This window comes from Geopsychrobacter electrodiphilus DSM 16401 (assembly GCF_000384395.1).
In the GTDB taxonomy this organism is placed as follows: Bacteria; Desulfobacterota; Desulfuromonadia; order Desulfuromonadales; family Geopsychrobacteraceae; genus Geopsychrobacter; species Geopsychrobacter electrodiphilus.
The window spans coordinates 608,194-630,050 of record NZ_ARWE01000001.1 but is presented as its reverse complement, the minus strand read 5'-3'; the positions used below and the strand labels follow the sequence as shown (position 1 = coordinate 630,050).

Below are 21,857 nucleotides of genomic sequence, written 5' to 3'. Positions count from 1 at the left end.
AGGACAAGGTTCAGCCCGCCGGAGCAGAATCCAGGTCACCGAACAGGTTGCGCCTCACCAACCACTTGCAGCTTTCAAGAACCGGAATTATCGTCGCCGCCGCACAGAGGATGATCAGCCAGTCGCTTAAGCTGAGACCGAAGGTTGCAAAAGGGGTCTGCAAAACAGGCAGGTAAACGATCACCAGCAGCAAACCACACTCCCACAAAACTGCCAGATTGAGCCACTTGTTGATAAAGGGTCGATGTGAAACGGGATTCCGATCAGAGCGGAAACAGTAGGCTTTGATAAATTCGATCAACACCAGCGACACAAAGGTCATGGTCATGGCTTCGGCGTGACTACGCCCTGAATCGAGCGCCCAGCGGAAAAGGGCTAAATTAACGAACGTCGACCAGACCCCGCCGGTCAGCATCAGGGCAACCACTGGCCGGGTAAAGATGCCACGCCGCGAATCGCGCGGTGGTCTCTGCATCAGATCTTCCTCTGCAGGATCGACCGCTAACGCCAGAGCCGGCAGGCCGTCGGTCGCCAGATTGACATACAGGATCTGCACCGCCGTCAAAGGCAAGGGCCAACCCGCCAGGGTCGCACCAGCCAGCAGGCCGATCTCGCCGATATTTGCAGAGAGCAGGTACATCAAGTATTTCTTGATATTGCTGAAGATCGCCCGCCCTTCCTCAACCGCACCAACGATCGAGGCGAAGTTATCATCGGCCAGGATCATATCGGACGCCTGCTTGCTGACATCGGTGCCGCTAATCCCCATGGCGATGCCGATATCTGCGCGCTTCAAGGCCGGAGCATCATTGACCCCATCACCGGTCATCGCAACGATCCGACCCGTGGATTTCCATGCGTCCACCACGCGCAACTTATGTTCCGGCGAGACTCGCGCATAGACCTCAATCCCGCTGACCCTTTGCGTGAGTTCCACGTCTGACATCCCTTCCAGTTCGACCCCGGTCACCAACTCACCGTCCCGGAGCAGATCCAGCTCGCGCGCGATCGCCTGCGCCGTCAGGGGGTGATCCCCGGTGATCATCACCGGCTTGATGCCGGCCTGACGGCACACCCTGATCGCCTCTTTAACCTCGGCGCGCGGCGGGTCGATCATGCCGACCAAACCGAGAAGAACCAGGCCCTGATCGACATCGGCCAAAGCGCCCCCGGGTTTGCAGGCAACCGCCAGCACCCGCAACGCCCGAACCGCCATCTGCTCAACCGCCGCCTCAATCTCTTTTTTTTGCAGTGCATCGAACGCCGATATCCCGGCTACGGTCTGCTGGCGATCGCAACATGCCAGAATGACTTCGGCAGCCCCTTTGAGATAGACGACGTTTGTCCCCTCCGGGGTTTGGTGCAGGGTCGCCATCCGCTTGTTTTCCGAAGTGAAGGGGATTTCGTCCAGACGCGGATAGTCGCGCTCCAGGGCCTGCTTGTCCATTCCGCCCTTGGCCGCCAGCACCACCAGTGCGCCTTCGGTCGGATCTCCCTTGATCTCCCAGCGCCCCTCTTCCTGCACCAGACGGGTATCTCCGGCCAGTGCCGCACCACGGAGGAATTCGCTCCAGAACGGTTGCGGTGCGATCTCAACGCCAGCCGCCGAAAAGATCCCCAGCGGCTCATAGCCATCGCCGGCAACCTCAACAATTTGTCCAGACAGCCAGATCTCACGCACCGTCATCTCATCTTTAGTCAGGGTGCCGGTTTTATCTGAACAGATAATCGAGGTACTCCCCAGGGTTTCAACCGTCGGCAAGCGATTGACCAGGGTATTGCGTCCGACCATCCGCTGCATGCCGATCGCCAGCGAAATAGTGACCACCGCCGGCAAGGCCTCGGGCACTACGGCCACCGCCAGGGCGATACCGAAGATCAGCATCTCCAGCAGCGGTTCTCCGCGCACCACGCCGAACAGTACAACCAGCGCCACGATCACCACCGCGGCAATCCCGAGCAGGCGACCGACGCGATCCAGATTTTTTTGCAGCGGGGTCCTGTCTACCCTGACCTCATGCAACAGGCCGGTGATCCGTCCGAACTCGGTCTCCATCCCGGTGGCGGTGACAAGCGCCAGTCCGCGCCCGTAGGTCACGTGGGTCCCCGCATAGACCATATTCGTGCGATCAGCGACCGACAGTTCGGCGGCGGCCAAGGCCGCGGTCTGCTTGGATGAAGGTATTGATTCGCCGGTTAAGGAGGATTCGTTCGTCTGCAGGTTGACCGCCTCGATCAGACGCAGATCGGCCGGTATCCGGTCGCCGGTCCGCAGCAGCACAATGTCGCCAGGGACCAATTCCCGCGCCGCTACCTCGCACTCCCGCCCGGCGCGCCGCAACCTTGCCGTGGGTGCGGCCATGCTGCGCAGAGCCTTCAGGGCGTTGCCAGCGCGATACTCCTGCACAAAGCCGAGGACAATCGCGAGCAGCACGATCACCATGATGGCAACGGCTTCGATGGTGTGACCGAGATAAGCCGAGATCAGCGTAGCAACCAGCAGGATGATAATCAGGATGTTTTTGAATTGATCGAGCAGGATGGTCCAGGCGGTTTCGCCGCCGATGGTTTCAAGCTGATTGCTGCCGTAACGGATTTGGCGCTGCCGGACCTCGGCAGCGGACAACCCCGTGGCAGCGGCCGCAAGTTGTTCCAGCGCCTGTTGCGAGGAGAGTCGGTGCCAGAGAATCGTAGTCGAAACGGAATTCTGCTCAACCATGACTAGCCGCCTGTCGAGTCAATGCATACCGTCTTACTTACCGTTGGATTATACCTAATTGCAGAAGGATTGTTTTTGGGGTCAGTGAAACAGAGTGAGAATAAATCAAATTAGTGGTTACGCCAGAACAGCGGTTTCGGCGCATTGGCCAGATACGCGCCGCACACCACCAGACCGCCCCCAGCCAACAGAGAGAGGTTCAGCGATTCGCCCAACAGCAGCGTTCCAAGCAAGACCCCGTTGACCGGCACAAAATTGATGAAGACAGCGGCACGCGAAGGCCCGATCTTCTGGATCCCCTCAAAATACCAGAGGAAGCCGATGACCGTACCGAACAGACCGAGATAACCGATACTTGCCCAGACCGACCAGGAGAAGGTCAACGCCTCGGGGAGGCTGCCATAGATCAGCGCCGGAACCAGCAGAAAGAGCGTCCCGGTCAGAGAGGACCAGCAGACCGCAGCCAGGGGCGACAAGCCACGCATCGCCGTTTTACCAATGATGGAATAGAGCGTCCACGACAGGACACAGCCAGACATCAGCAGCTCTCCCCGCCCCACACCACCACTGAAGATCATTGCAGGATGGCCCCTGGTAATTACCACCATCGCCCCGAGGACCGAAATCGGGATACCGATAATTCGGCTGAGCGGCAAGACCTCTTTATAGACCAACGCCGAACAGAGCGTTATCGCCACCGGATTCAGAGCGATGATCAGCGCGGCTCGACCGGCGCCGATCAGGGTCAGGCCGTTAAAGAAAAACAGGTTGTAGGCGAAGATGCCGGTCAGACCGAGCGCGGATACTGCGACTGCCTGGCGGAGATCGAGTCGCGGCAGCCCCCCTTCGCGCAACCGAACGACCAGCAACAAGAGCACCGAAGCAATGGCAAAACGGAAAAAGGCAGCCGAAACTGGCTGCGCCTGCCCGGCTAAAAACCGGCCGGCGACGAAAGTCCCGCCCCAGAAAAAAGCTACGGCGAAGAGTTTAAGGTAAGTTTTCAAGGAGAGCCTTTAGGAACAGAGAGATAAGCGTCTGCGGGGAGAGTAACTCCAGAGATAGCAACGGTCAACTCAGATCGTGCCGGATGTTCGTGTGCGTGAGCTCAGGCGGTAACGACTGCCGGGATGAATCAGGTGGGCACAGCTGACCAGGCGCTCATTTGACCAGGTGCGGCGCTTGACCAACAGACAGGGTTCGTTCTTCCCCATCCCGAGCAGCTTCTGCATCCGCTCATCAGGCAGAATCGCCTCGACGATATGTTCCAGTTCCGACAGCGGAAAGGCTCCACTCAGGTATTGGCCCGGTGTAGTGCCTGAAAAATCCTGGTTCAGATAGTCCGGCACAATCTGCGCGTTAACGTAGCGGTCTTCGAGCTGGAGCGGTACGCCGTTCTCCAGATGAACCAGCAAAGAATGAAACACCTTCGTCCCGATTTGCAGGCCGAGGCGCCCGGCGATCTCCTGATCCGCTGTGACCTCCTCCAGCCGATGCAGCAGGTTGCTGTAGACATGGTGGCGGGCACGTACCTCATCGGCAATGTTACGGATCTCCAGGAGCGGTGACTCGGCCTGAATCTCGCTGACAAAGGTCCCGACCCCCTGGCGCCGCAGTAGCATCCCTTCACTCTCCAGTTCGCGCAAGGCCCGGTTGACGGTCATGCGGCTGACTTCAAACAATCGGGTCAGCTGCTGCTCTGTCGGCACCTGCGCCCCCGGCGGATACGCACCATCCCGGATCTGACGGCAGATAAATTCTTTGATTGCCTGATAACGCGGCTGCGATGCTTTGGCCAGTTGCATGCTCGACATGCCTCCCAGGTAAAAAAAATCGTAATTTATTCAGCACCCAGCTCGATCTGAGCACCATGTATGTGGTCTGCAGCTGTTGACAGCGGGAAGTTAAGTGGCAACGTTGGACGCAGGCAACAGCTGTAGACCACAAGCCGCCGACCAAATGCTGAACAGTTACAAAAAAAAATCATCCACCCCTTGCCTTGTTGTCTAGTATTGTATATACAATTATGCAGCTGGTCAAAGAGTAAATCGCAAAGGGATAAAAAATGTCTGAAAACTGGCAGCAATGTGAACAGATCTGGATCAATGCCCGCGTGGCGACCATGGACCCTCAAATTCCCGGACCTTACGGGATTATCGAGGATGCGGCAGTCGGCGTCCGTCAGGGGCGGATTCAGGCTCTGGGGCCGATGACGCAGGCTGAGCTGGAGCGGCTGCCGGGACGCCAGATCGATGTTCAAGGCCGCTGGCTGACCCCCGGGCTGATCGACAGCCACACCCATCTGGTCTACGGTGGAGAGCGCAGCAACGAATTCAGCCGCCGTCTTGCCGGCGACAGCTACGCCGCTATCGCCAGCGCTGGCGGCGGCATCCTCGCTACCGTCGCCGCGACCCGCGCCTTAAGCCAGCAGCAGCTGACCGACCTGGCCAGACCGAGACTGGCCGCCCTCTGCGCCGAAGGCGTAACGACGGTCGAGATCAAATCGGGCTACGGGCTGAACCTCCCAGATGAGTTGAAGATGCTGCGCGCCGCCCGCGCCCTTGGCAAGGAACTGCCGGTGCGTATCCGCACCACCCTGCTCGCCGCTCACGCCGTCCCCCCCGAATATCGCGAGCGCCCGGATGACTATGTCAGCCTTATCTGTGACGAGCTGCTGCCACAGGCGGTCGCCGAAGGGCTGGCTGAAGCGCTGGATGTCTTCTGCGAAACCATCGCCTTCACTCCGGCTCAGACCGAACGCCTGTTGCAGGCGGCGCAGGCGCACGGCCTCGGTATCAAACTCCACGCCGAACAACTCACCAACTCCGGCGCCTCGGCCCTGGGCGCGCGCTATGGCGCCTGGTCAGTTGATCACCTCGAGCATCTAGACGCCGCCGGAGTTACCGCGCTCAAGCAGGCCGGGACGGTCGCCACCCTGCTGCCGGGGGCCTTCTATTTTCTGCGCGAAACCCAATTACCACCGGTCGCCCTGCTGCGCGCACAGCAGGTGCCGATGGCGCTGGCGACCGACCTGAATCCCGGCAGCTCACCCCTGGCCTCACTGCGTCTGATGCTGAATATGGGCGCGGTGCTGTTCGGACTCTCCCCCGTTGAAGCCTTGACCGGGGTCACCCGCCACGCTGCCCGCGCCCTCGGTCTGGGTGATAAACTTGGGATGCTGGCGACCGGCTACCAGGCTGATATGCTGCTCTGGAATTTCGAACATCCCGATCAGCTTACCGCCGAAGTCGGCACCTTCGCTCCGCAACAACGGATCTTTAACGGGGAGGTCTGCCATGTATAAGCAGGCTGACATGAGCCTCTGGCAGGGGCGGATCGACAGTGCCGACGGCGCCGACGCTTTGCGCTGGCACCAGCAGGTCCAACCCTATACGCAGGACGCGGCACCAGGCCGGGTGCTGCTTGGGATCTGCACCGATGCCGGGGTACAGCGCAACCAGGGCCGCCCCGGCGCAGCTAAAGGTCCCGACGCCATCCGCCGCGCCCTTGCCAATCAGGCCTGGCAGCTGGATAGCCCGGTTTATGATGCCGGCAACTTTGTGCTGCCAGACGATCGGCTCGAAGAGTTGCAGACGCAGCAGGCCGGCCTGGTCACCGCCCTACTGAACGCCGGTCATTTCCCCCTGCTTTTAGGCGGCGGACATGAAATCGCATACGGCAGCGGCGCCGGGCTGCGCCATCACCTGCGGGGGACGCATGACGCCGGGCGGATCGGCATCATCAACTGCGATGCCCATTTCGACCTGCGCAGTGACGCGCGGCCCAGCTCCGGTACCCCCTTTGCGCAACTCGCTGCAGATGCGACAGGGTGCGGCGAGCCATTTTCCTACCTCTGCCTCGGCATCAGCCGCCCGGCCAACAGCGCCGCGCTCTTTCGGCGCGCTGCCGAGCTGGGCACGACCATCATCGAGGATCATGAACTGGTGCCCTGGAATCTCGCCCCGCTCGAAGCCAAACTCAGTGAATTTATCGCCGGCTGCGAAGCACTCTATCTGAGTATCGATCTGGATGTGCTGCCTGCCGCCACAGCACCCGGGGTCAGCGCCCCTGCCGGCCGCGGTATCTCGTTCGAAATACTTGAACATCTGCTGACCCATATCCGGACCCGGGCCGGTTCAAAACTGCGCCAGGCCGACATTGCCGAATACAACCCGGACTTCGATATAGACAACCGCACTGCAAAGGTGGCCGCCAGACTCTGCCATCTGCTTTGCCGCAAAGTGAACTAAAAGAGGAGCACAACCAATGATTAAACGACGCGATCCCAGCCGCATCATCCGCGCCCCGCGCGGCACACAACTCAGCGCGAAAAGCTGGCTGACCGAAGCACCGCTGCGCATGCTGATGAACAACCTCGACCCCGAAGTCGCCGAACGACCCGAAGAGTTGGTGGTCTACGGCGGGATCGGACGCGCGGCACGCAACTGGGAGTGTTATGACAAAATCATCGAGGTCTTGAAACGTCTCGAAGCGGATGAGACCCTGCTGGTGCAATCGGGCAAGCCGGTCGGCGTATTCAAGACCCACGCTGATGCCCCGCGGGTGCTGATCGCCAACTCCAATCTGGTTCCGCACTGGGCCACCTGGGAACATTTCAACGAACTCGATCGTCAGGGGTTGATGATGTACGGCCAGATGACGGCAGGGTCCTGGGTCTACATCGGCTCGCAGGGGATTGTCCAGGGGACCTACGAAACCTTTGTCGCCATCGCCAAAAAACATTTTGGCGCTGACCCCGGCGGCCGCTGGGTGCTGACCGGTGGGCTTGGCGGGATGGGTGGAGCCCAGCCGCTGGCGGCGACCATGGCCGGGTTCTCGATGCTGGCGGTGGAATGCGATGAGACCCGTATCGACATGCGCCTGAAAACAGGTTATCTCGATGGCAAGGCGACGGATCTCGATACGGCGCTGCAGATGATCGAGCAGGCGGGAGAAAAGAAGAGACCGATCTCCATCGGCCTGCTCGGCAACTGTGCGGATATTCTGCCCGAGCTGGTAGCGCGCGGCATCACCCCCGACGTCTGCACCGATCAGACCAGCGCCCACGATCCGCTCAACGGCTACCTGCCTAAAGGCTGGACGCTGCAGCAGGCTGTCGAGCAGCGCACAAAAGATCCGCATGGAGTGGTCAAAGCCGCCAAGGCGTCCATCGCCCTGCATGTTCAGGCGATGTTAACCATGCAGCAGCGCGGCGCGGCGACCCTCGACTACGGCAACAACATCCGCCAGATGGCCCTGGAAGAAGGCGTGCAAAACGCTTTCGACTTCCCCGGCTTCGTCCCCGCTTATGTCCGGCCGCTCTTTTGCGAGGGGATCGGTCCTTTCCGCTGGGTGGCGCTCTCCGGCGATCCTGAGGATATTTACAAGACCGACGCCAAGGTCAAGGAGCTGATTCCGAATGATCCGCACCTGCATCACTGGCTCGACATGGCCCGCGAGCGGATCCAGTTCCAGGGGCTGCCGGCGCGCATCTGCTGGGTCGGACTCAAGGATCGCGCGCGCCTCGGAGTGGCCTTCAACCAGATGGTCAAAAGTGGTGAACTCAAGGCACCAGTCGTTATCGGCCGTGACCACCTCGATTCCGGCTCGGTCGCCAGCCCCAATCGTGAGACCGAAGCGATGCTTGATGGCTCCGATGCAGTCTCCGACTGGCCGCTGCTGAACGCCATGCTCTCCACCGCCGGAGGAGCCACCTGGGTCAGCCTCCATCACGGCGGCGGGGTCGGCATAGGCTTCAGCCAGCATGCCGGACTGGTGATTGTCGCCGACGGGACTGACGCTGCAGCTGCGCGCCTACAGCGGGTGCTGTGGAATGATCCGGCGACCGGAGTGATGCGTCATGCCGATGCCGGTTATGATATCGCTCGTGATTGTGCGCGGGAGCAGGGGCTGGATCTACCGATGCTCGGAAAGTAACATTGAATAAATTTCCCTCTCTCTGAGGGAGAGTGTCAGGGTGAGGCGGGAATGATCGCAATCGGCACCCCCTCATCCGGCCTTCGGCCACCTTCTCCCTCAGGGAGAAGAATTGAGCGGTGGATTTATATTCATCACATAAAGACTTTGGAGAATCAACATGTTCAAACTGCAAATAACCCCCGGTCAGCTTGATCTGGCCACTCTGCGCAAGGTCCAGGCTCAACCGGTCGAACTCAGCCTGAACCCTGACGCCGCCGGCCCCATCGACCGCGCCGCGGCCACCGTCCACGAGATCATCGAACAGGGCCGGGTGGTCTACGGGGTCAACACCGGTTTCGGTCTGCTGGCCAACACCCGCATCCCGAACGACGAGCTGGAAACCCTGCAACGCTCCATCGTCCTCTCCCATGCCGCCGGGACCGGTAACTTCATGGAAGAAGCGACGGTCCGACTGCTGCTGGTCTTGAAGATCAACAGTCTGGCGCGCGGCTACTCGGGGATCCGACGTGAGGTGATTGAAGCCTTGATCAGTCTGGTGAATGCCGAGGTCTACCCTTGCATCCCGGAAAAGGGCTCGGTTGGGGCATCGGGCGATCTGGCTCCGCTGGCCCACATGGCGACGGTGCTGCTCGGTGAGGGGGAAGTCTTCCATCATGGGGCGCGCCTCTCGGGTCGCAAAGGCCTGGAGATCGCAGGACTTTCACCTGTGACCCTGGCGCCCAAAGAGGGGTTGGCGCTGCTCAACGGCACCCAGGCCTCAACCGCCTTTGCCCTGCGCGGCCTGTTCGCCGCCGAAGACCTGTTCGCGACGGCCCTGATTACCGGCAGCCTCAGCCTCGAAGCGGCTTTGGGCAGCCGCAACCCGTTTGATGCCCGCATTCATGAGGTCAGCGGCCATGCCAGTCGCATCGACACCGCCGCCGCCTACCGCAGCCTGCTGGAGAAGAGCGCGATCGAGGATTCCCACCGCAACTGCGAAGCGGTGCAGGACCCCTATTCGCTGCGCTGCCAACCGCAGGTGATGGGCGCCTGCCTCGAACAGATCCGCAACACCGCACGGGTGCTGATCACCGAGTCGAACGCCGTCTCCGACAACCCGCTGGTCTTCAGCGAGGATTGCGACATCCTCTCCGGCGGCAACTTTCACGCCGAACCGGTGGCGATGGCGGCCGACAACCTGGCCCTGGCGATTGCCGAAATCGGCGCTCTGGCCGAGCGGCGTATCGCCCTGTTGATCGACAGCAACCTGAGCAAGCTGCCACCGTTTCTGGTCGAGAAGGGGGGCCTCAATTCGGGCTTCATGATCGCCCAGTGCACCGCCGCGGCGCTCGCCAGCGAGAACAAAACCTTCGCCCACCCGGCCTGCGTCGACAGCCTGCCGACCTCGGCCAATCAGGAGGATCATGTCTCAATGGCGACCTTCGCCGCCCGCCGACTGCGCGACATGGCCGACAACAGCGCCGGGATTCTGGCGGTGGAGCTGCTGGCAGCCTGCCAGGGAGTCGATTTCCGCCGACCGCTGAAGACCTCGCAGCTGCTTGAAAAAGCCAAAAGCCGCCTGCGCGCCCGTGTCCCCTTTTATGATCAGGACCGCTACTTCTCACCCGATATTGCCAAGTCCAAGGAGTTGGTACAGACCGGTGCCTATAACGATCTGATCCCCAGAGGACTCCTGCCGAGTCTGTGAATTGAACTGTCAAGACGCAGGCCGAAGAAACGCATCCCGGCACCTTTGAACCTGATGCCTGGCACGCAGAACTGGATCTGTTTATCGCCGCTCATTGAGAGCAAAGGGGAGAGAAGAGAGAGCAAAAAGGTATTTATTCAAACCTGCTCACAACAACGTTTCAAGCCAGAGAAGACCGACAAGGAATTGTGATCACCGCAACCCCGTTTTTACCAGCTCTTTTTACCTCATACATCAGTTCATCTGCACGATGAATCAGTTCACTTGAACTGAACTGTGAAGCGTTGGCACAGGAGATTGCGCCGACGCTGCAACCGACCGGCCATTCCTGCGCGGCCATGGTCTCCAGGATCTTCAGGTGCAGTTTCTGCAGGGTGTCCCGCGCTTTCTCCTCGTCTGTTTCGGCCAGCAGGAGAGCAAACTCATCCCCTCCCAAACGTGCGACCACGTCAGTTTTACGCAGATTTTCGGTGAGACAGCGCGCAAAGGCTTGTAAAACCAGATCTCCGGTATCATGGCCCCAGGAATCGTTGATCTGCTTGAAGTTATCCAGATCCAGGTAGGCGACCGTAAAAAATCCGGGGTAACGCAGGGCGCGTTCACGTTCCTGCTCAAGGCGGGCATAAAATTTTCGACTGTTCGCCAGGTCCGTCAGGCTATCAGTCTCGGCCAGACTCTGCAGCTGCCGCAACAAGTTTCTGATCTGCAATAACAGGACGGTCACGATGAAAAAAAATCCGAGCCGAACCAGGGAATTCCAGACCGGAACCATCGGATGACTGTAGGCAGGTCCAGAAATGTAATCAACGCCATACCACAGCAGCGCAGCAGTGATCGCCGTGACAACCCCCGGCAGAGCACCGGCATACCAGACCGCGAAAGCGGTTGGAGCAAGACAGGTGATTGAAAATGAGATCTCCGCGCCGCTGAAATAATCGGCCAGGACGCAGAGCATCAACAATAATATGGCCAGAAGGAACTGAACCGGGCGTGATAATCCGCTGATCCGCTGGTTCAACCTGAATAATCTCCCGTGAGACTCAACCACAAAAACTCCATGCCAGTCGATTTTGCGCTATTTGTTGTTATTCACGACAACCCGATCAGGGCAAGTAAACCACCTGCTGAAAGACATTTTGCAGAACAAATAAACAGATAAAGCTCACCAGGCAGGCAACCAGAGGGGTGGTAACCCATCCAAGGACAATACCCCCAACAGTTTTCCATTGGATATTATGTCCCCCCTTAAGGAGCCCCATCCCGACGACGGCGCCAACGATCGCCTGAGAACTCGAAACAGGCACCAGCGGCAGAGAGGGTAACCCCTTACTGATCAAAAATTGCTGCAATTGTTGCGAGGCGAACAGGAAGAGGACGACCGAATGAGCCCAGACAGCAACAAAAGCCATGAGCGGTGAGAGTCTGAAAATCCCGCTGCCGACGGTTCCCATCACCCGTCTTGAATAGGTAACTACCCCGACAGAAATTGCCACGCTGCCCAGGAAAAAAAGCTGTTGCGCCGCAGAGAAATGCAGACCGCCGGGCAAAAGAATCTCCTTGAAGGGAGACACCGGAAGGAAAACGCCGACGACATTTGCGATATTGTTGGCCCCCAAAGAGAAAGAGCCGAAGGCACCAACCAGCACCAGACCGAACCGGGTCACCTTGTCCAGGGTAAACATTTGGACTTTGAATATCCGGATAAAAAAGGACAGGAATTTATAGGAGAGAACCGCGACGATTCCCGCCATGAGAGGGCAGACAACCCAGGTCAGGGCAATCGTGGCCAGAGTAGCGCTGTCAGTCTGTGATCCGGAAAAGAGGTTCCAGCCAACAATGGCCCCGACAATAGACTGTGATGTTGAGACCGGGATTCTGGCCTTGAGCATCAGATAAACACTGACAGCGGCAGCGAAAGCGACCACAAATGCGCCGGCAATAGCATTGACCGCGCCCAGCTTGCCCAGTGTCGCGCTGGCCCCAGAGCCGCTGATCACGGCGCCCAGCATAACAAAAAGACAACAAAGGGCAGCAGCCGTGCGGAACCTGAGCATGCGTGTGCCAACGGCGGTGCCGAAGACATTTGCGGCATCGTTGGCGCCTAAGGACCAGCCGAGGAACATGCCACTTGAAAGAAAAAACAGAAACATTCCAGATGCCTAAAATGAACGTTTAATGACGAAAATCGCCAGGCTGTCGGCCAGGTCTTCGCCCTGATCAGCAATTTTATCGATATGTTTGACCAGATCACGCAGTTGCATTTTCGCATCCAGCCCCAGCTGCTCATGACCGAAGATCGCCTTCTGCAACCGGGTCGAAGCCTTATCCGATTCGGTTTCCCAAAAAATAACCTTATGCATGTGATCGGCGACCTGGGAGATATCCTTGAAATAGGCCCGCAATGACAGGGTCATGGCCTCAACGCACTGTACAGCACAATCATTTATGGCTCTCAAATCTTCGTGAAACTCAGGGGCGATCCGCGGCCGTTCGATCTCAATGCGGAACATCACCCCCTTGAACTGCCCGAGCAGGGCATCCATCCGTTCAATCAGCTTTAGAACATCACCACGTGATTCGGGAATCAGGGTTTTCCGGTAGAGCAGATCTTCAATCGAGCGACGCAGGACATCAGCCTGTTTTTCCGTATTGACATTCTGCGCCAGATGCTCGCAGAAACCTTCGATATTCCCGGCCAGATAGGCATTCATCCCCTGCAGATAAATCAGCCCTGACTCACTGGCCAGATCAAGAAAAGAGTCGATCTCTTTTTCGATCCCGATACTGTTTTTGAAGATTCCGATTAAAGCCATGTGCGCACGCTCCTCTATAGTTCATCCAGCAGGTTTCATCGGGGAAGCCAATCACAAATTACTTCAGCGCACATTTGCACCCAGCATAACCCGGCGGATCTCGTCCAGCCCGACCTCGTCGATCAGTTTACCAATCCGACATTTACGGTTTTGAGCGATAAACCAGTCAACCAATGGCGCGACTGCTCCCAGAGTTTCTTGCGCTGTCGCTCTTAGAATCTACGTTACGCAGAGGCGCGAGCAACATACCTTTGCATAGATTCAGGTTATAAAACCAAAACAAGAATTTATCCCTTAGACTTAATCTACCTGAATCGGTGTAGTTTGCAGATAAAAAAACTTTTATTGTTTCATCAATTCCACATAAAGTTTTTTGGCGCGATCTCCAACGCTCGAGTTGGCCATAACCGATAAAAGCGGACAGACGCCTTTCAATGCCTGCTCATTGTTCGCATATATTTCGAGGGTCGAACGCTTCTTGGGATTCTGATAGGCAAAGCCGGTCACCTTGCCCTTGATGGATATGCTGTCCGCGAAACCTTTGCGTCCGGATTTGCCGGTCGGCATCACGACTTCATCGAAATCTTTCTGAAATGACTTACTGATCTCCGAACCCGGGTAGCGTTTTATCAGCGGGTGATCCTTGCCTTCTTAGGCAAAGAAGTAGTCAAAACCAACAAAACAATCACAACCAGCTCCCTCAAACCTACATGATGGAAGCTGTTTTTGCCTGCATACTCACCTCCATTTTTAATCGTCACCAAGCAGTAGGCCCACGAAACCGTCGCTGGCATTAGTCTCCATTTCGATGCAATCTGCCATGCACATCATAGCCCCACCTCGATGCACACCTTCACCAGGATCAAGCTTAATTTCGACGATCTACATGTCGTCACGGTAGTTTTTGTAATCGATTAGGTCTGCCACATGGGGACTCAAGGCTGACTACATCATCGCCAATCCACCGTTTAATGATTGGGGCTGCTTACAGGTTAAGGACGATGTGTGCTGGAAGTTCAGTATACTTCCGGCTGGGGGCCGCGCAAGCAGAAAGTCGGCTCAGTTCTGGGCTTGAAAGATTGTATTTTCTATGCGCCCGGCTGAGGCAAAAAAGTTCAATTTATGACCACGCAGGTTGTCCCTGATCGGACTCCCGCCGCAGAAAAAAGTGGAGGCCAGGGCTACCTATAGATTGGTAGCCCTGGCTTTTTTCAGTACAACATTCGTTTTAATGGTAGAGACTGCCCCAAGTTCCTTTATCGCTACTCTGCCCCCAGGTCATTACCGCTTCGCCGCTCGGGTTTGCTGAGAGTTTCGGCAGGCCAGCGGCGCTGCCGTTCTGGTCATGTATAACCGTCAGGGTTCCCCAACCGGTAAGAGGATCGTACAGGTTGGCGAATGTCGCCGACGGGCTGACCGACCCGCCGGCATTCCAGCCTGCAAAGAAGTTTCCACTGCCCGAGGCCGCGATGCGGGTTACGCTTTCGCTACTCGGCGCGGTCTGCAGATCAGCACCGGTTACGGAGACTGCTGAGGCCCAACCGCTACCAGGGGTATAGAGACGACTCATGATTTCCTGGTTGGTGGCCGGCTCCTGGCGCCAAATGACCATGGCAGTGCCGCTGGCATCAACCGCCAGGTCGCTCGCCGTCAACCCTGCAGCATCAGCCAACTGCAGCGGGGTGCCCCAACTGCTCCCTGTGGCGTCAAATTGGGCAACCCCGAGGGTGTTTGATCCAGTTCCGTTTTGCCGCCAGGCGACGGTGACGTTGCCGCTACCGTCAGCACCGGCTGCCATAAAGGGCACAATGTAATTGGAGGTCGTATGGAGCGTCGCTACCGAACTCCAACTCACTCCGTTGAACCGCGCGGCGTGAACATTGTAATTCGTCGTATCGTACATTTTCCAGACTGCTGTCACATGACCGGCAGAGTCGAGGGCGAGGGTTGGCACCTTGACGTCGGAAAAGTCAGCGGCATCGGTGAAAACGAGATCCTCCAGGAGAACTTCAGGGCCCCAGCCGCTGGCCGGGTCATATCGATTTGCACCCACCGTCTTCACCCGTCCGCTTGAAGGTCTTCCGGGCACTGGTTTGCTCCGCTCCCAGGCAACTGTAGCATTCCCTGAATCATCCAACACCACCCTCATCAGGCCGCCGCCAGCAGCGGAGTTCAAGGGTTCAACCGCCCCCCAGCCGCTGACTGGATCAAAATAACGTGAATAGAGATAGCTCTGACTCGCCGCACTGACATAGACCCGCCAGACCAGAATCGCCTCACCGGCCCCATTCATGGCCAGAGCAGGCTCGTAGATGGTCTCACCGGTCGCTGGAGAGGCTAACATCTGCGGCGAACTCCAGGCACCGGCCGTTGTGGCGGTCGGTGCCTGGTAACGACTGGTCCAGAGTTCATGGATATAGGGGTCGGCCTGTATCCAGACGGCAATCGCATTGCCCTGATCGTCTATCTGCACCAGGCCACCCTCGTACGTATAGGAATAGGTCGTCACCCCCGCGGTATTGAGCATGAGCGGCGCGTCCAAGGCCGGGCCGATTGTCGCTGCTGCGGTGGTGAACCCCCAGGTATGATCGCTCCCCAGAGGATTTCCGGCAAGATCGGTGACGGACCCTTTCACCGTGGCCGTGTAGGTGGTTCCGGCGGTCAGATCGGCGGACGGCTGAAAAGTGGCGGTCGCGCCGCTGACGCTGATTACACCAGCGACATTAGACACGCCCGTACTCAAGAGAAAATCGGCGGAGGTGAATGAGGCAGCGGCCATCGCCTCAGAAAAAGTAATCGAAACAGCAGTGCTGACCGGAACGTCCACAGCCCCATCCGCAGGAGAAGGTGGCGTCACAGTACTGACCGTCGGCGGTGTGGTATCCGGTGCGGCAGCGGTGGTGAAGCTCCAACTGTATGCCGCACCGAGCGGGTTATCAGCCAGATCGGTGATCCCGGCCTGGGCGGTCACGGTGTAGAGGGTGTCGTAGCCGAGGGCCGCCTGAGGCTGGAAGGTGATGGTCCCATCCTGCACCGCGAGGGTCCCGGGGACCGCTGTTCCACCGGCACTCAGGACAAAGGTACTCGAGGTCACCGAGGTGGAGGCAATCGGTTCGGAGAAAGTGAGCGTGATGGAAGTATTAATCGGAACGTCGACGGCGCCATCTGCCGGTGCAGGCGGCGGACTGACCGACGGCGCAGTAAGATCAGGAGCAGCAGAGGTCATAAAGTTCCAGGAGTATCCTGTGGTCATGGCGTTCCCCGCCATATCGGTCACACCAGGAGCCAGAGTCACCACGTAGGTCGTGTCGGGACCCAAATCAGCGACGGACTGAAACGTAACGGTGGGGCCACTTACGCTGACCGCACCTGGAACGTTTGTCCCATTGGAGCTTAGTGTAAAAGTACCGGCGGTTACCGAGGCCGAGTCGATCGTTTCGTTAAAACTAAGGGTGATGACAGTGTTTAAGGGAACGTTCGTGGCACCGTCAGCGGGATTAGAGGGTTGGTTCTGAGCGAGAGTCGGAGGCGTCAGGTCTGGAGAAGGAGAGTCGCTACCGCACCCCCCCAGAGTCGTGCCCAGTAACAGCACCAATAGCCACAGGAAGCTGGTCCTCTTCATATTTTCCTCCTTTGTGAAATGTTCAGGCGGCCACCCACTTCACTGCCGACCACAGCCTACTAACTCTTCCTTTAAGATGTAGAAGTTTAGGAAGCAAAGAGCTGATTTTCTCTGAGCAGCCTAAGCCCCAAGTAATTAGTATTCGGTTTGGAGCGCAGAAAGTGCCATCTGGCAATTGCATCTTCTGGACATCAGCAAAGGGGCAGAGCCCATGAGGCAGGGAGGTTGATTCGGCCCTCTCTCCGGACAGTGAACAAAAGCTTTGACTGTGCCTATGTTTACGGTCCGAACAAACGGTCCTTTTTTGAATTGTAGTTTTCATCCTTGTCGTCTCCTTCGACGATTACTGCTTCACCAACTCCACCCGCCTGTTTTTCGCCCGCCCTCCATCGCTGTTGTTTGCCATAACCGGCGCCAGGGGCCCAACCCCTTCTCCCCGCAGTCGATTTTTTGAAATGCCGTATGTCCCGGCCAAAACATCAACCACCGCGCGCGCCCGGCGAATCGACAGGTCCTTGTTGTAATCGAGGCTCCCAACACTGTCGGTGTGACCAACTACAAACAACTTAAGATCCGGCCTCTCCTTGAGAAGCCGGGCGATCTCTCCCAATGCCTGCTCCGATTCCGGTTTGACATCCGCTTTATCGGTATCGAAATAGATACCGTAAATAGATGCGTGACCGGTCCGCTCAATCTCATTGGCCAGGGCATCGGCGTCAATTTTGACCAATCCTTCTTCCATCGGTTTTGACTCGACAATCCCCAGAAAGGTTTTGTCGGTGCCTTTGCACACATGCAGGTTTACGAAAATATCCCCTTCGGGGCGCGCAAGCTTTGCCGTCGCATGACGCTGTTCAAAACAGGCCCAGCGATAATTAAGCAGTGGATCTTCCGGGCCGGGCTTACCGCACTCTTTGTCGGCGCAGGTAAACAGGAACTCAAACCCGGCTGCCTTCATGGCCTGCTCGTAGTTCTGGTAGATTTCAAGCGTCGATCTCTTTTTGGGATTCTGATAAACGATCCCGGTGACCTTCCCTTTGACGGTAATGCTATCGGCAAACCCCTTACGCTCCGACTTGCCCGTAGGCATCACAACTTCATCGAAGTCCTTTATAAATGACTTACTGATTTCCGAACCCGGATAGCGCTTCATCAACGGGTGATCCTCGCCCTCTGCGGCGACCGAAAAGGTCACAAGCAAAACCGATAAAACCATAGCCAAGATCAAAGCTAATACTGAAGTCGAAGCCTTTCGATCAGACATGTTATCTCCCCCTTTTTCAGTCACCACCCAAAAATCGGCCGACAAGACCACTCCCTCTTTCTTCGCCTTTGTCACTGCTTCCGCCTGATGACGCGACAATCCGGTGAGCAAGGCGCGAGGGCAGGCTTTGCAAATATACCTTGCCAGGTCCGCCAAGGGTCGCCGGCAGCCATGATGACTTCCTTTACCAATACTTTGTGCCGATCCCGCTGAAGACTATTTATAGGTCCAGCTGAACCGACCCAGATCCCCGAAATCAATCACTGTCGTATTTTTGGGAGCAAATTTGCTCTGCCCTGGAAAGTTAATCATCCACCCACCTAGTGCACCGCCCGTATGGCCGTATGTTTCCGCCAAGAACCGATACTGGCGTTCATGCTTACAGCCCATGCGCAAATTTTTCGTGAACCTCCAAATTCCTGATCCAGAATTTATAACGCTCCAGCCACCACTATTCCCCCAAACATGTGAATCCTTAAAACTCCCATTAGGGTAGAAAGTTACCTGTCGCTGAGCCGGTCGCCCAGCCCCAAGCAAGGGCGACCAGGTGCCGCCCTTGGTTCTTACCTGAGCTTTTTGTTTAAAGCCTTTGAGCACAATCACCCCCCGGGATCCAGGAGGGATTCCTGTCCACCTTGCCCTGAGTTCAACCGTGCATCCTGCATCAGCGCCAGAAGGCATAAGGACCAATAAAACAACCAATGACATCAGCCAGGTTGCTCGTTTTTTCATAGTTACCTCCTTAACGATACGAAAGACAAAAGCTTTTTTTCTCTGGTTTGATCTGAGGTTGTTTGTCAGACGTTTCTCCCAATTCGGCTAAGTAACGGCTGAGGCAAATTGGTTAAAAATACCCATCCCCAAAATTAACGTCAGGACAGAAACAGTTTTTAAAATAACTCTGCTCATACACGCTTCCTCCTCGCATTCAACCGAAAAACAAAAGAATCACAACGGAATCAGCTGAACCCCCAAGTGCAGACCAATGGCTGTGTCGGGTACAAGCCCTCAACCATCCACATGACGATGCCATGGATCTTATAATCAAAAACATCTGCCATGTTGCCCCTCACTTTCCAAGAATCAAAAGGTTGATGGAAACCAGAAATAATTCACTTACACGTTGAATCCTCCAGAAAAGAAAATCTGGCCATAGGTATATTGACCCCCAACCCTACGGATTAATCTTCGTTACCTTTAGATACAGCTCGATGGCTGTTATATCAGGTTGAATGGGGCGTGCCGCCCCGAAGGTTAGTGAACTGGCAACATATGCCGCCTGTTTCATGTTTATATACACAATGTCTCCACCTGAGGTGCGACCAAACCAGAAGGGCTGCACACCGCCCACCGGAAATGTAGTTGCTCCACGGGCGTTGCCCCTGAAAAGACTTTTAGGGAAAGAGCGATCATATCGAACTGGCGAAACAGGCCCGGTCCCCTTTTCAGCGGCCATCTCATAAGCCTTGCTGTAAGTGAGCAACATTCCATGAGGATGGATGTCAATGGGAATATCCGGCGAACCGCGCCCAACGACTCTAAAGGTCGACTCGGACGTAATGTTTACGCAGGCCCTGCTTTGTCGGAACTCATTCGCCGAAGCCAGCAGGCTGTGAATGGGGGCCTGATTCTGCTGAGTCCAGGCGGGAATCGGGAATTGGGTTGTAGATTGATCCAGCCCATTGGGGGGGCACGGAATGAGATAATTAAGCTTATTGGGAAACTGCTCGTGCCAGAGTCTGAAAATACTTTCACTGCCCCGTTTTTCCCAGAGGGTGGGCTCGATAACAACCACATTGCCGCCCTCCACCAGTTCTCCCTCCCAGACAACCAGGGGTATCCTGTCCGGATACGCTCCCGGTGCGGCGTAGGGCGGGCTGCCCGGGTACACATCGCCGCTGCGGAATCCCCCATTCTTGGTCGCGCTACCGCCCCTGATCGCACCAGGGACTTTCTTATTGTTCCCAACGACTAACGATTTATTAAAAGAATGCCGTAGGATGGCTCCCCACGGGGAATACACCATCACCTTCGCCCCGGCATAATAGGTTAATCCTCCTCTTGGCAGCACACCTTCGATGGCAAAGACATGAAAACCTGTCAGCGTGACCCGGAACCGGGCCTTTTTAGCAGGTGTCGCCGGCTGAGGCGTGCTTGTTGTTCCGGGCCGCGAAGATGTAGACCTTGCGCCTGCCGCAGGAGCAACAGTGGTCTGCCTGGGCTGGATCTGGAGGGAGCGCTGCGCTGGAGTATTTGTCTGGCTGGGAGCTGTTGGCTGAATGGGTTGGGTCGTGGTTTTTGTACCACCCCACACAGGAAGGTTGCCTGCTGACACCCATGTTCCAATGAGGAGAAAGCCCGCTGTGATAAAAATGAATATGCCGGTTTTTATTTTAACTATTTTCATGGGATACCTCTCTTTCAACGTATATCTCCGCATTACTTCCTCCGGGCTTACTCCGGCCGACAATCCCACTGCACCTTCACCTCGCCGGAATCGATAAATGAACTTTTCCCTTCTCCGGCCAGCTTCAGTCCCGAAGCCGGTAGGGGGATATTCTCCAACAGAGCACTTAAGGCACCACCTTCGAGGTCGACCTCGGAAATTTTCTCCGTTGCGCAGGTGAATTTCATCATTCCACCCAAAAATCCTCCCAGGGGCATATCCTTGTCGGTGGCTGCTTCCAGCTTTATGCGGTCGGCCTCAATCTCTTCCTTCATCCGGCAGTGTTCGACCTGCCGCGCTTTGACGGCTGAAAGCCTGTATTCCAGGGCGTAGGCTTCCCCCTCGGGATAAAGCCAGATCTGAAAGGCCGGCTCATACTCTTCACCCTCGAACTTCGCAAAACCATCGTAGCTGGCTGATTTATCCCGGGTGATCAATTGGTTTTGTTCTGTACCTTCAAAAGAGGATTCAATGTGGACCTGGGCACCGCCATTGCCCCAGCCGGCGATCTGGAAACCGTCGGGCCCGCCGTCATAGATGTAGTCGAGGCGTGCTTTCCCTTCGACCGTCTGTTTCATCGACTGGCGGTAAGAGTCTGTCTCTCCACCCGGGTTCTGCACCTTGGTGCCAGAGGCGCCCAGGGCCTGGAAAAATTGCCGCTGAGAGTTGCTGGCCATGCCCTCCGGACCGGTTTTCCTTTCGAGTTGCTGGTCCATCGACGCCTTGAAAGTACACTGCCAGGCTTTGGGCTCTTTGAAGCGTTTCACGCTGGCGGCATGGGCCGTCATCGCCATCAGGCCGATGCCGACGCATGCCAGGATGATGAGATTGCATGCTCTCACTAGACGATGAGACGTCCATATCCTCATAGGTTCCCCCTGTAGGTTCTTCGCGCAACCCCTATTTGGGTATCCGAATGGTGATCTCTGAATCCTTGGAGCCCGGGGTCTCATCCGTGGTCCTTGCCCAGATATGGGGCAAAGTTAAAAGGTCTTTGGCCTCTTTACCCTTCGGCCCCAAATAGAGAACCTTGGTCCCGTTGGCCAGGAGCACGGACCACCCTGAGAGTTTTTCCTCGTACCAGTCCATGATTTTCTCTGGAGAATCCTTACTTTTGAACCAAAGCATGCTAGCGACGCTGTCATCGCCAGTAGTAAAGCTGGCTTCCGGATAGACCGGGATACCTGTATCCTCAAGTAACTTTTGCTGACTCGCTGCCATGTCCGCCGCACAAATAGTTGCTGGTGCTGCGGCCACTATCACTACGGTTAAGAACATCGTTGCGAAAAACATTATTTTCTGCATAACGACACCCCATTTCTATGATTACTGAGAATAAACGCCCTAAGCTGAAAGTGCTTTTTCTCCT

17 protein-coding genes are annotated in these 21,857 nt (G+C 56.8%); 4 read left to right on the top strand and 13 right to left on the bottom strand.

Going from position 1 to position 21,857, the window contains the following annotated elements; translation table 11 throughout:
* Positions 1-10: 10 nt before the first annotated feature.
* The 3 genes from D888_RS0102910 to hutC form a co-directional block, all read right to left on the bottom strand.
* Positions 11-2,719, bottom strand: coding sequence for a cation-translocating P-type ATPase (locus tag D888_RS0102910; protein WP_020675028.1), 2,709 nt, complete (start codon positions 2,717-2,719; stop codon positions 11-13).
* Positions 2,720-2,829: 110 nt separating this feature from the next.
* Positions 2,830-3,723 carry a DMT family transporter gene (locus D888_RS0102905; RefSeq protein WP_020675027.1) on the bottom strand — a complete coding sequence of 298 codons (894 nt, stop codon included), beginning with the start codon at positions 3,721-3,723 and terminating at the stop codon, positions 2,830-2,832.
* Positions 3,724-3,792: 69 nt separating this feature from the next.
* Positions 3,793-4,521 carry a histidine utilization transcriptional repressor HutC gene (hutC, locus tag D888_RS0102900; RefSeq protein ID WP_020675026.1) on the bottom strand — a complete coding sequence of 243 codons (729 nt, stop codon included), beginning with the start codon at positions 4,519-4,521 and terminating at the stop codon, positions 3,793-3,795.
* A 260-nt stretch (positions 4,522-4,781) separates the two neighbouring features.
* Here hutC and hutI point away from each other — a divergent pair, with 260 nt between their 5' ends.
* The 4 genes from hutI to hutH all read left to right on the top strand — a co-directional run bounded on the left by hutI (position 4,782) and on the right by hutH (position 10,343).
* Positions 4,782-6,020 (top strand): imidazolonepropionase, encoded by a 1,239-nt coding sequence (hutI, locus tag D888_RS0102895; protein WP_020675025.1) that lies wholly within the window; start codon positions 4,782-4,784, stop codon positions 6,018-6,020.
* Positions 6,013-6,966, top strand: a complete 954-nt coding sequence (hutG, locus tag D888_RS0102890) for a formimidoylglutamase (RefSeq protein ID WP_020675024.1) — start codon at positions 6,013-6,015, stop codon at positions 6,964-6,966. Before hutI ends, hutG begins: the two co-directional genes overlap by 8 nt.
* A gap of 16 nt (positions 6,967-6,982) precedes the next feature.
* Positions 6,983-8,653, top strand: coding sequence for a urocanate hydratase (hutU, locus tag D888_RS0102885; RefSeq protein WP_020675023.1), 1,671 nt, complete (start codon positions 6,983-6,985; stop codon positions 8,651-8,653).
* A 160-nt stretch (positions 8,654-8,813) separates the two neighbouring features.
* A complete protein-coding gene (hutH, locus tag D888_RS0102880) occupies positions 8,814-10,343 on the top strand; it encodes a histidine ammonia-lyase (protein ID WP_020675022.1) in 1,530 nt (509 codons plus the stop codon).
* A 160-nt stretch (positions 10,344-10,503) separates the two neighbouring features.
* Here the strand turns inward: hutH and D888_RS20535 are convergent, their stop codons facing one another.
* The 10 genes from D888_RS20535 to D888_RS0102815 form a co-directional block, all read right to left on the bottom strand.
* Positions 10,504-11,361 (bottom strand): GGDEF domain-containing protein, encoded by an 858-nt coding sequence (locus D888_RS20535; protein WP_020675021.1) that lies wholly within the window; start codon positions 11,359-11,361, stop codon positions 10,504-10,506.
* An 85-nt stretch (positions 11,362-11,446) separates the two neighbouring features.
* A complete protein-coding gene (locus D888_RS0102870) occupies positions 11,447-12,493 on the bottom strand; it encodes an inorganic phosphate transporter (protein WP_020675020.1) in 1,047 nt (348 codons plus the stop codon).
* A 9-nt stretch (positions 12,494-12,502) separates the two neighbouring features.
* Positions 12,503-13,156, bottom strand: coding sequence for a DUF47 domain-containing protein (locus tag D888_RS0102865; protein ID WP_020675019.1), 654 nt, complete (start codon positions 13,154-13,156; stop codon positions 12,503-12,505).
* A gap of 342 nt (positions 13,157-13,498) precedes the next feature.
* Positions 13,499-13,723, bottom strand: a complete 225-nt coding sequence (locus D888_RS0102855) for a hypothetical protein (protein ID WP_020675017.1) — start codon at positions 13,721-13,723, stop codon at positions 13,499-13,501.
* Between the two features lie 661 nt (positions 13,724-14,384).
* Positions 14,385-16,778 (bottom strand): Ig-like domain-containing domain, encoded by a 2,394-nt coding sequence (locus D888_RS0102840; protein WP_020675014.1) that lies wholly within the window; start codon positions 16,776-16,778, stop codon positions 14,385-14,387.
* 343 nt (positions 16,779-17,121) lie between these two features.
* Entirely contained in the window at positions 17,122-18,042 is a 921-nt protein-coding gene (locus D888_RS0102835) for an OmpA family protein (RefSeq protein WP_156826932.1), read from the bottom strand.
* A gap of 216 nt (positions 18,043-18,258) precedes the next feature.
* Positions 18,259-18,774, bottom strand: coding sequence for a hypothetical protein (locus tag D888_RS0102830; protein ID WP_020675012.1), 516 nt, complete (start codon positions 18,772-18,774; stop codon positions 18,259-18,261).
* 442 nt (positions 18,775-19,216) lie between these two features.
* Complete coding sequence (locus D888_RS0102825; protein WP_156826931.1) at positions 19,217-20,449, bottom strand: hypothetical protein; 1,233 nt, start codon at positions 20,447-20,449, stop codon at positions 19,217-19,219.
* A 47-nt stretch (positions 20,450-20,496) separates the two neighbouring features.
* Complete coding sequence (locus D888_RS0102820; RefSeq protein WP_156826930.1) at positions 20,497-21,357, bottom strand: hypothetical protein; 861 nt, start codon at positions 21,355-21,357, stop codon at positions 20,497-20,499.
* Positions 21,358-21,388: 31 nt separating this feature from the next.
* Positions 21,389-21,793, bottom strand: coding sequence for a hypothetical protein (locus D888_RS0102815; RefSeq protein ID WP_020675009.1), 405 nt, complete (start codon positions 21,791-21,793; stop codon positions 21,389-21,391).
* Positions 21,794-21,857 lie beyond the last annotated feature (64 nt).

Excerpts from the sequence above, each read along its gene's own strand:
- D888_RS0102910 (WP_020675028.1), bottom strand. The coding sequence starts at position 2,719 with ATGGTTGAGCAGAATTCCGTTTCGACTACGATTCTCTGGCACCGACTC.
- hutC (WP_020675026.1), bottom strand. The coding sequence starts at position 4,521 with ATGCAACTGGCCAAAGCATCGCAGCCGCGTTATCAGGCAATCAAAGAA.
- hutI (WP_020675025.1), top strand. The coding sequence starts at position 4,782 with ATGTCTGAAAACTGGCAGCAATGTGAACAGATCTGGATCAATGCCCGC.
- hutG (WP_020675024.1), top strand. The coding sequence starts at position 6,013 with ATGTATAAGCAGGCTGACATGAGCCTCTGGCAGGGGCGGATCGACAGT.
- hutU (WP_020675023.1), top strand. The coding sequence starts at position 6,983 with ATGATTAAACGACGCGATCCCAGCCGCATCATCCGCGCCCCGCGCGGC.
- hutH (WP_020675022.1), top strand. The coding sequence starts at position 8,814 with ATGTTCAAACTGCAAATAACCCCCGGTCAGCTTGATCTGGCCACTCTG.
- D888_RS0102870 (WP_020675020.1), bottom strand. The coding sequence starts at position 12,493 with ATGTTTCTGTTTTTTCTTTCAAGTGGCATGTTCCTCGGCTGGTCCTTA.
- D888_RS0102865 (WP_020675019.1), bottom strand. The coding sequence starts at position 13,156 with ATGGCTTTAATCGGAATCTTCAAAAACAGTATCGGGATCGAAAAAGAG.
- D888_RS0102855 (WP_020675017.1), bottom strand. The coding sequence starts at position 13,723 with ATGCCGACCGGCAAATCCGGACGCAAAGGTTTCGCGGACAGCATATCC.
- D888_RS0102840 (WP_020675014.1), bottom strand. The coding sequence starts at position 16,778 with ATGAAGAGGACCAGCTTCCTGTGGCTATTGGTGCTGTTACTGGGCACG.
- D888_RS0102835 (WP_156826932.1), bottom strand. The coding sequence starts at position 18,042 with ATGTCTGATCGAAAGGCTTCGACTTCAGTATTAGCTTTGATCTTGGCT.
- D888_RS0102830 (WP_020675012.1), bottom strand. The coding sequence starts at position 18,774 with ATGAAAAAACGAGCAACCTGGCTGATGTCATTGGTTGTTTTATTGGTC.
- D888_RS0102825 (WP_156826931.1), bottom strand. The coding sequence starts at position 20,449 with ATGAAAATAGTTAAAATAAAAACCGGCATATTCATTTTTATCACAGCG.
- D888_RS0102820 (WP_156826930.1), bottom strand. The coding sequence starts at position 21,357 with ATGAGGATATGGACGTCTCATCGTCTAGTGAGAGCATGCAATCTCATC.
- D888_RS0102815 (WP_020675009.1), bottom strand. The coding sequence starts at position 21,793 with ATGCAGAAAATAATGTTTTTCGCAACGATGTTCTTAACCGTAGTGATA.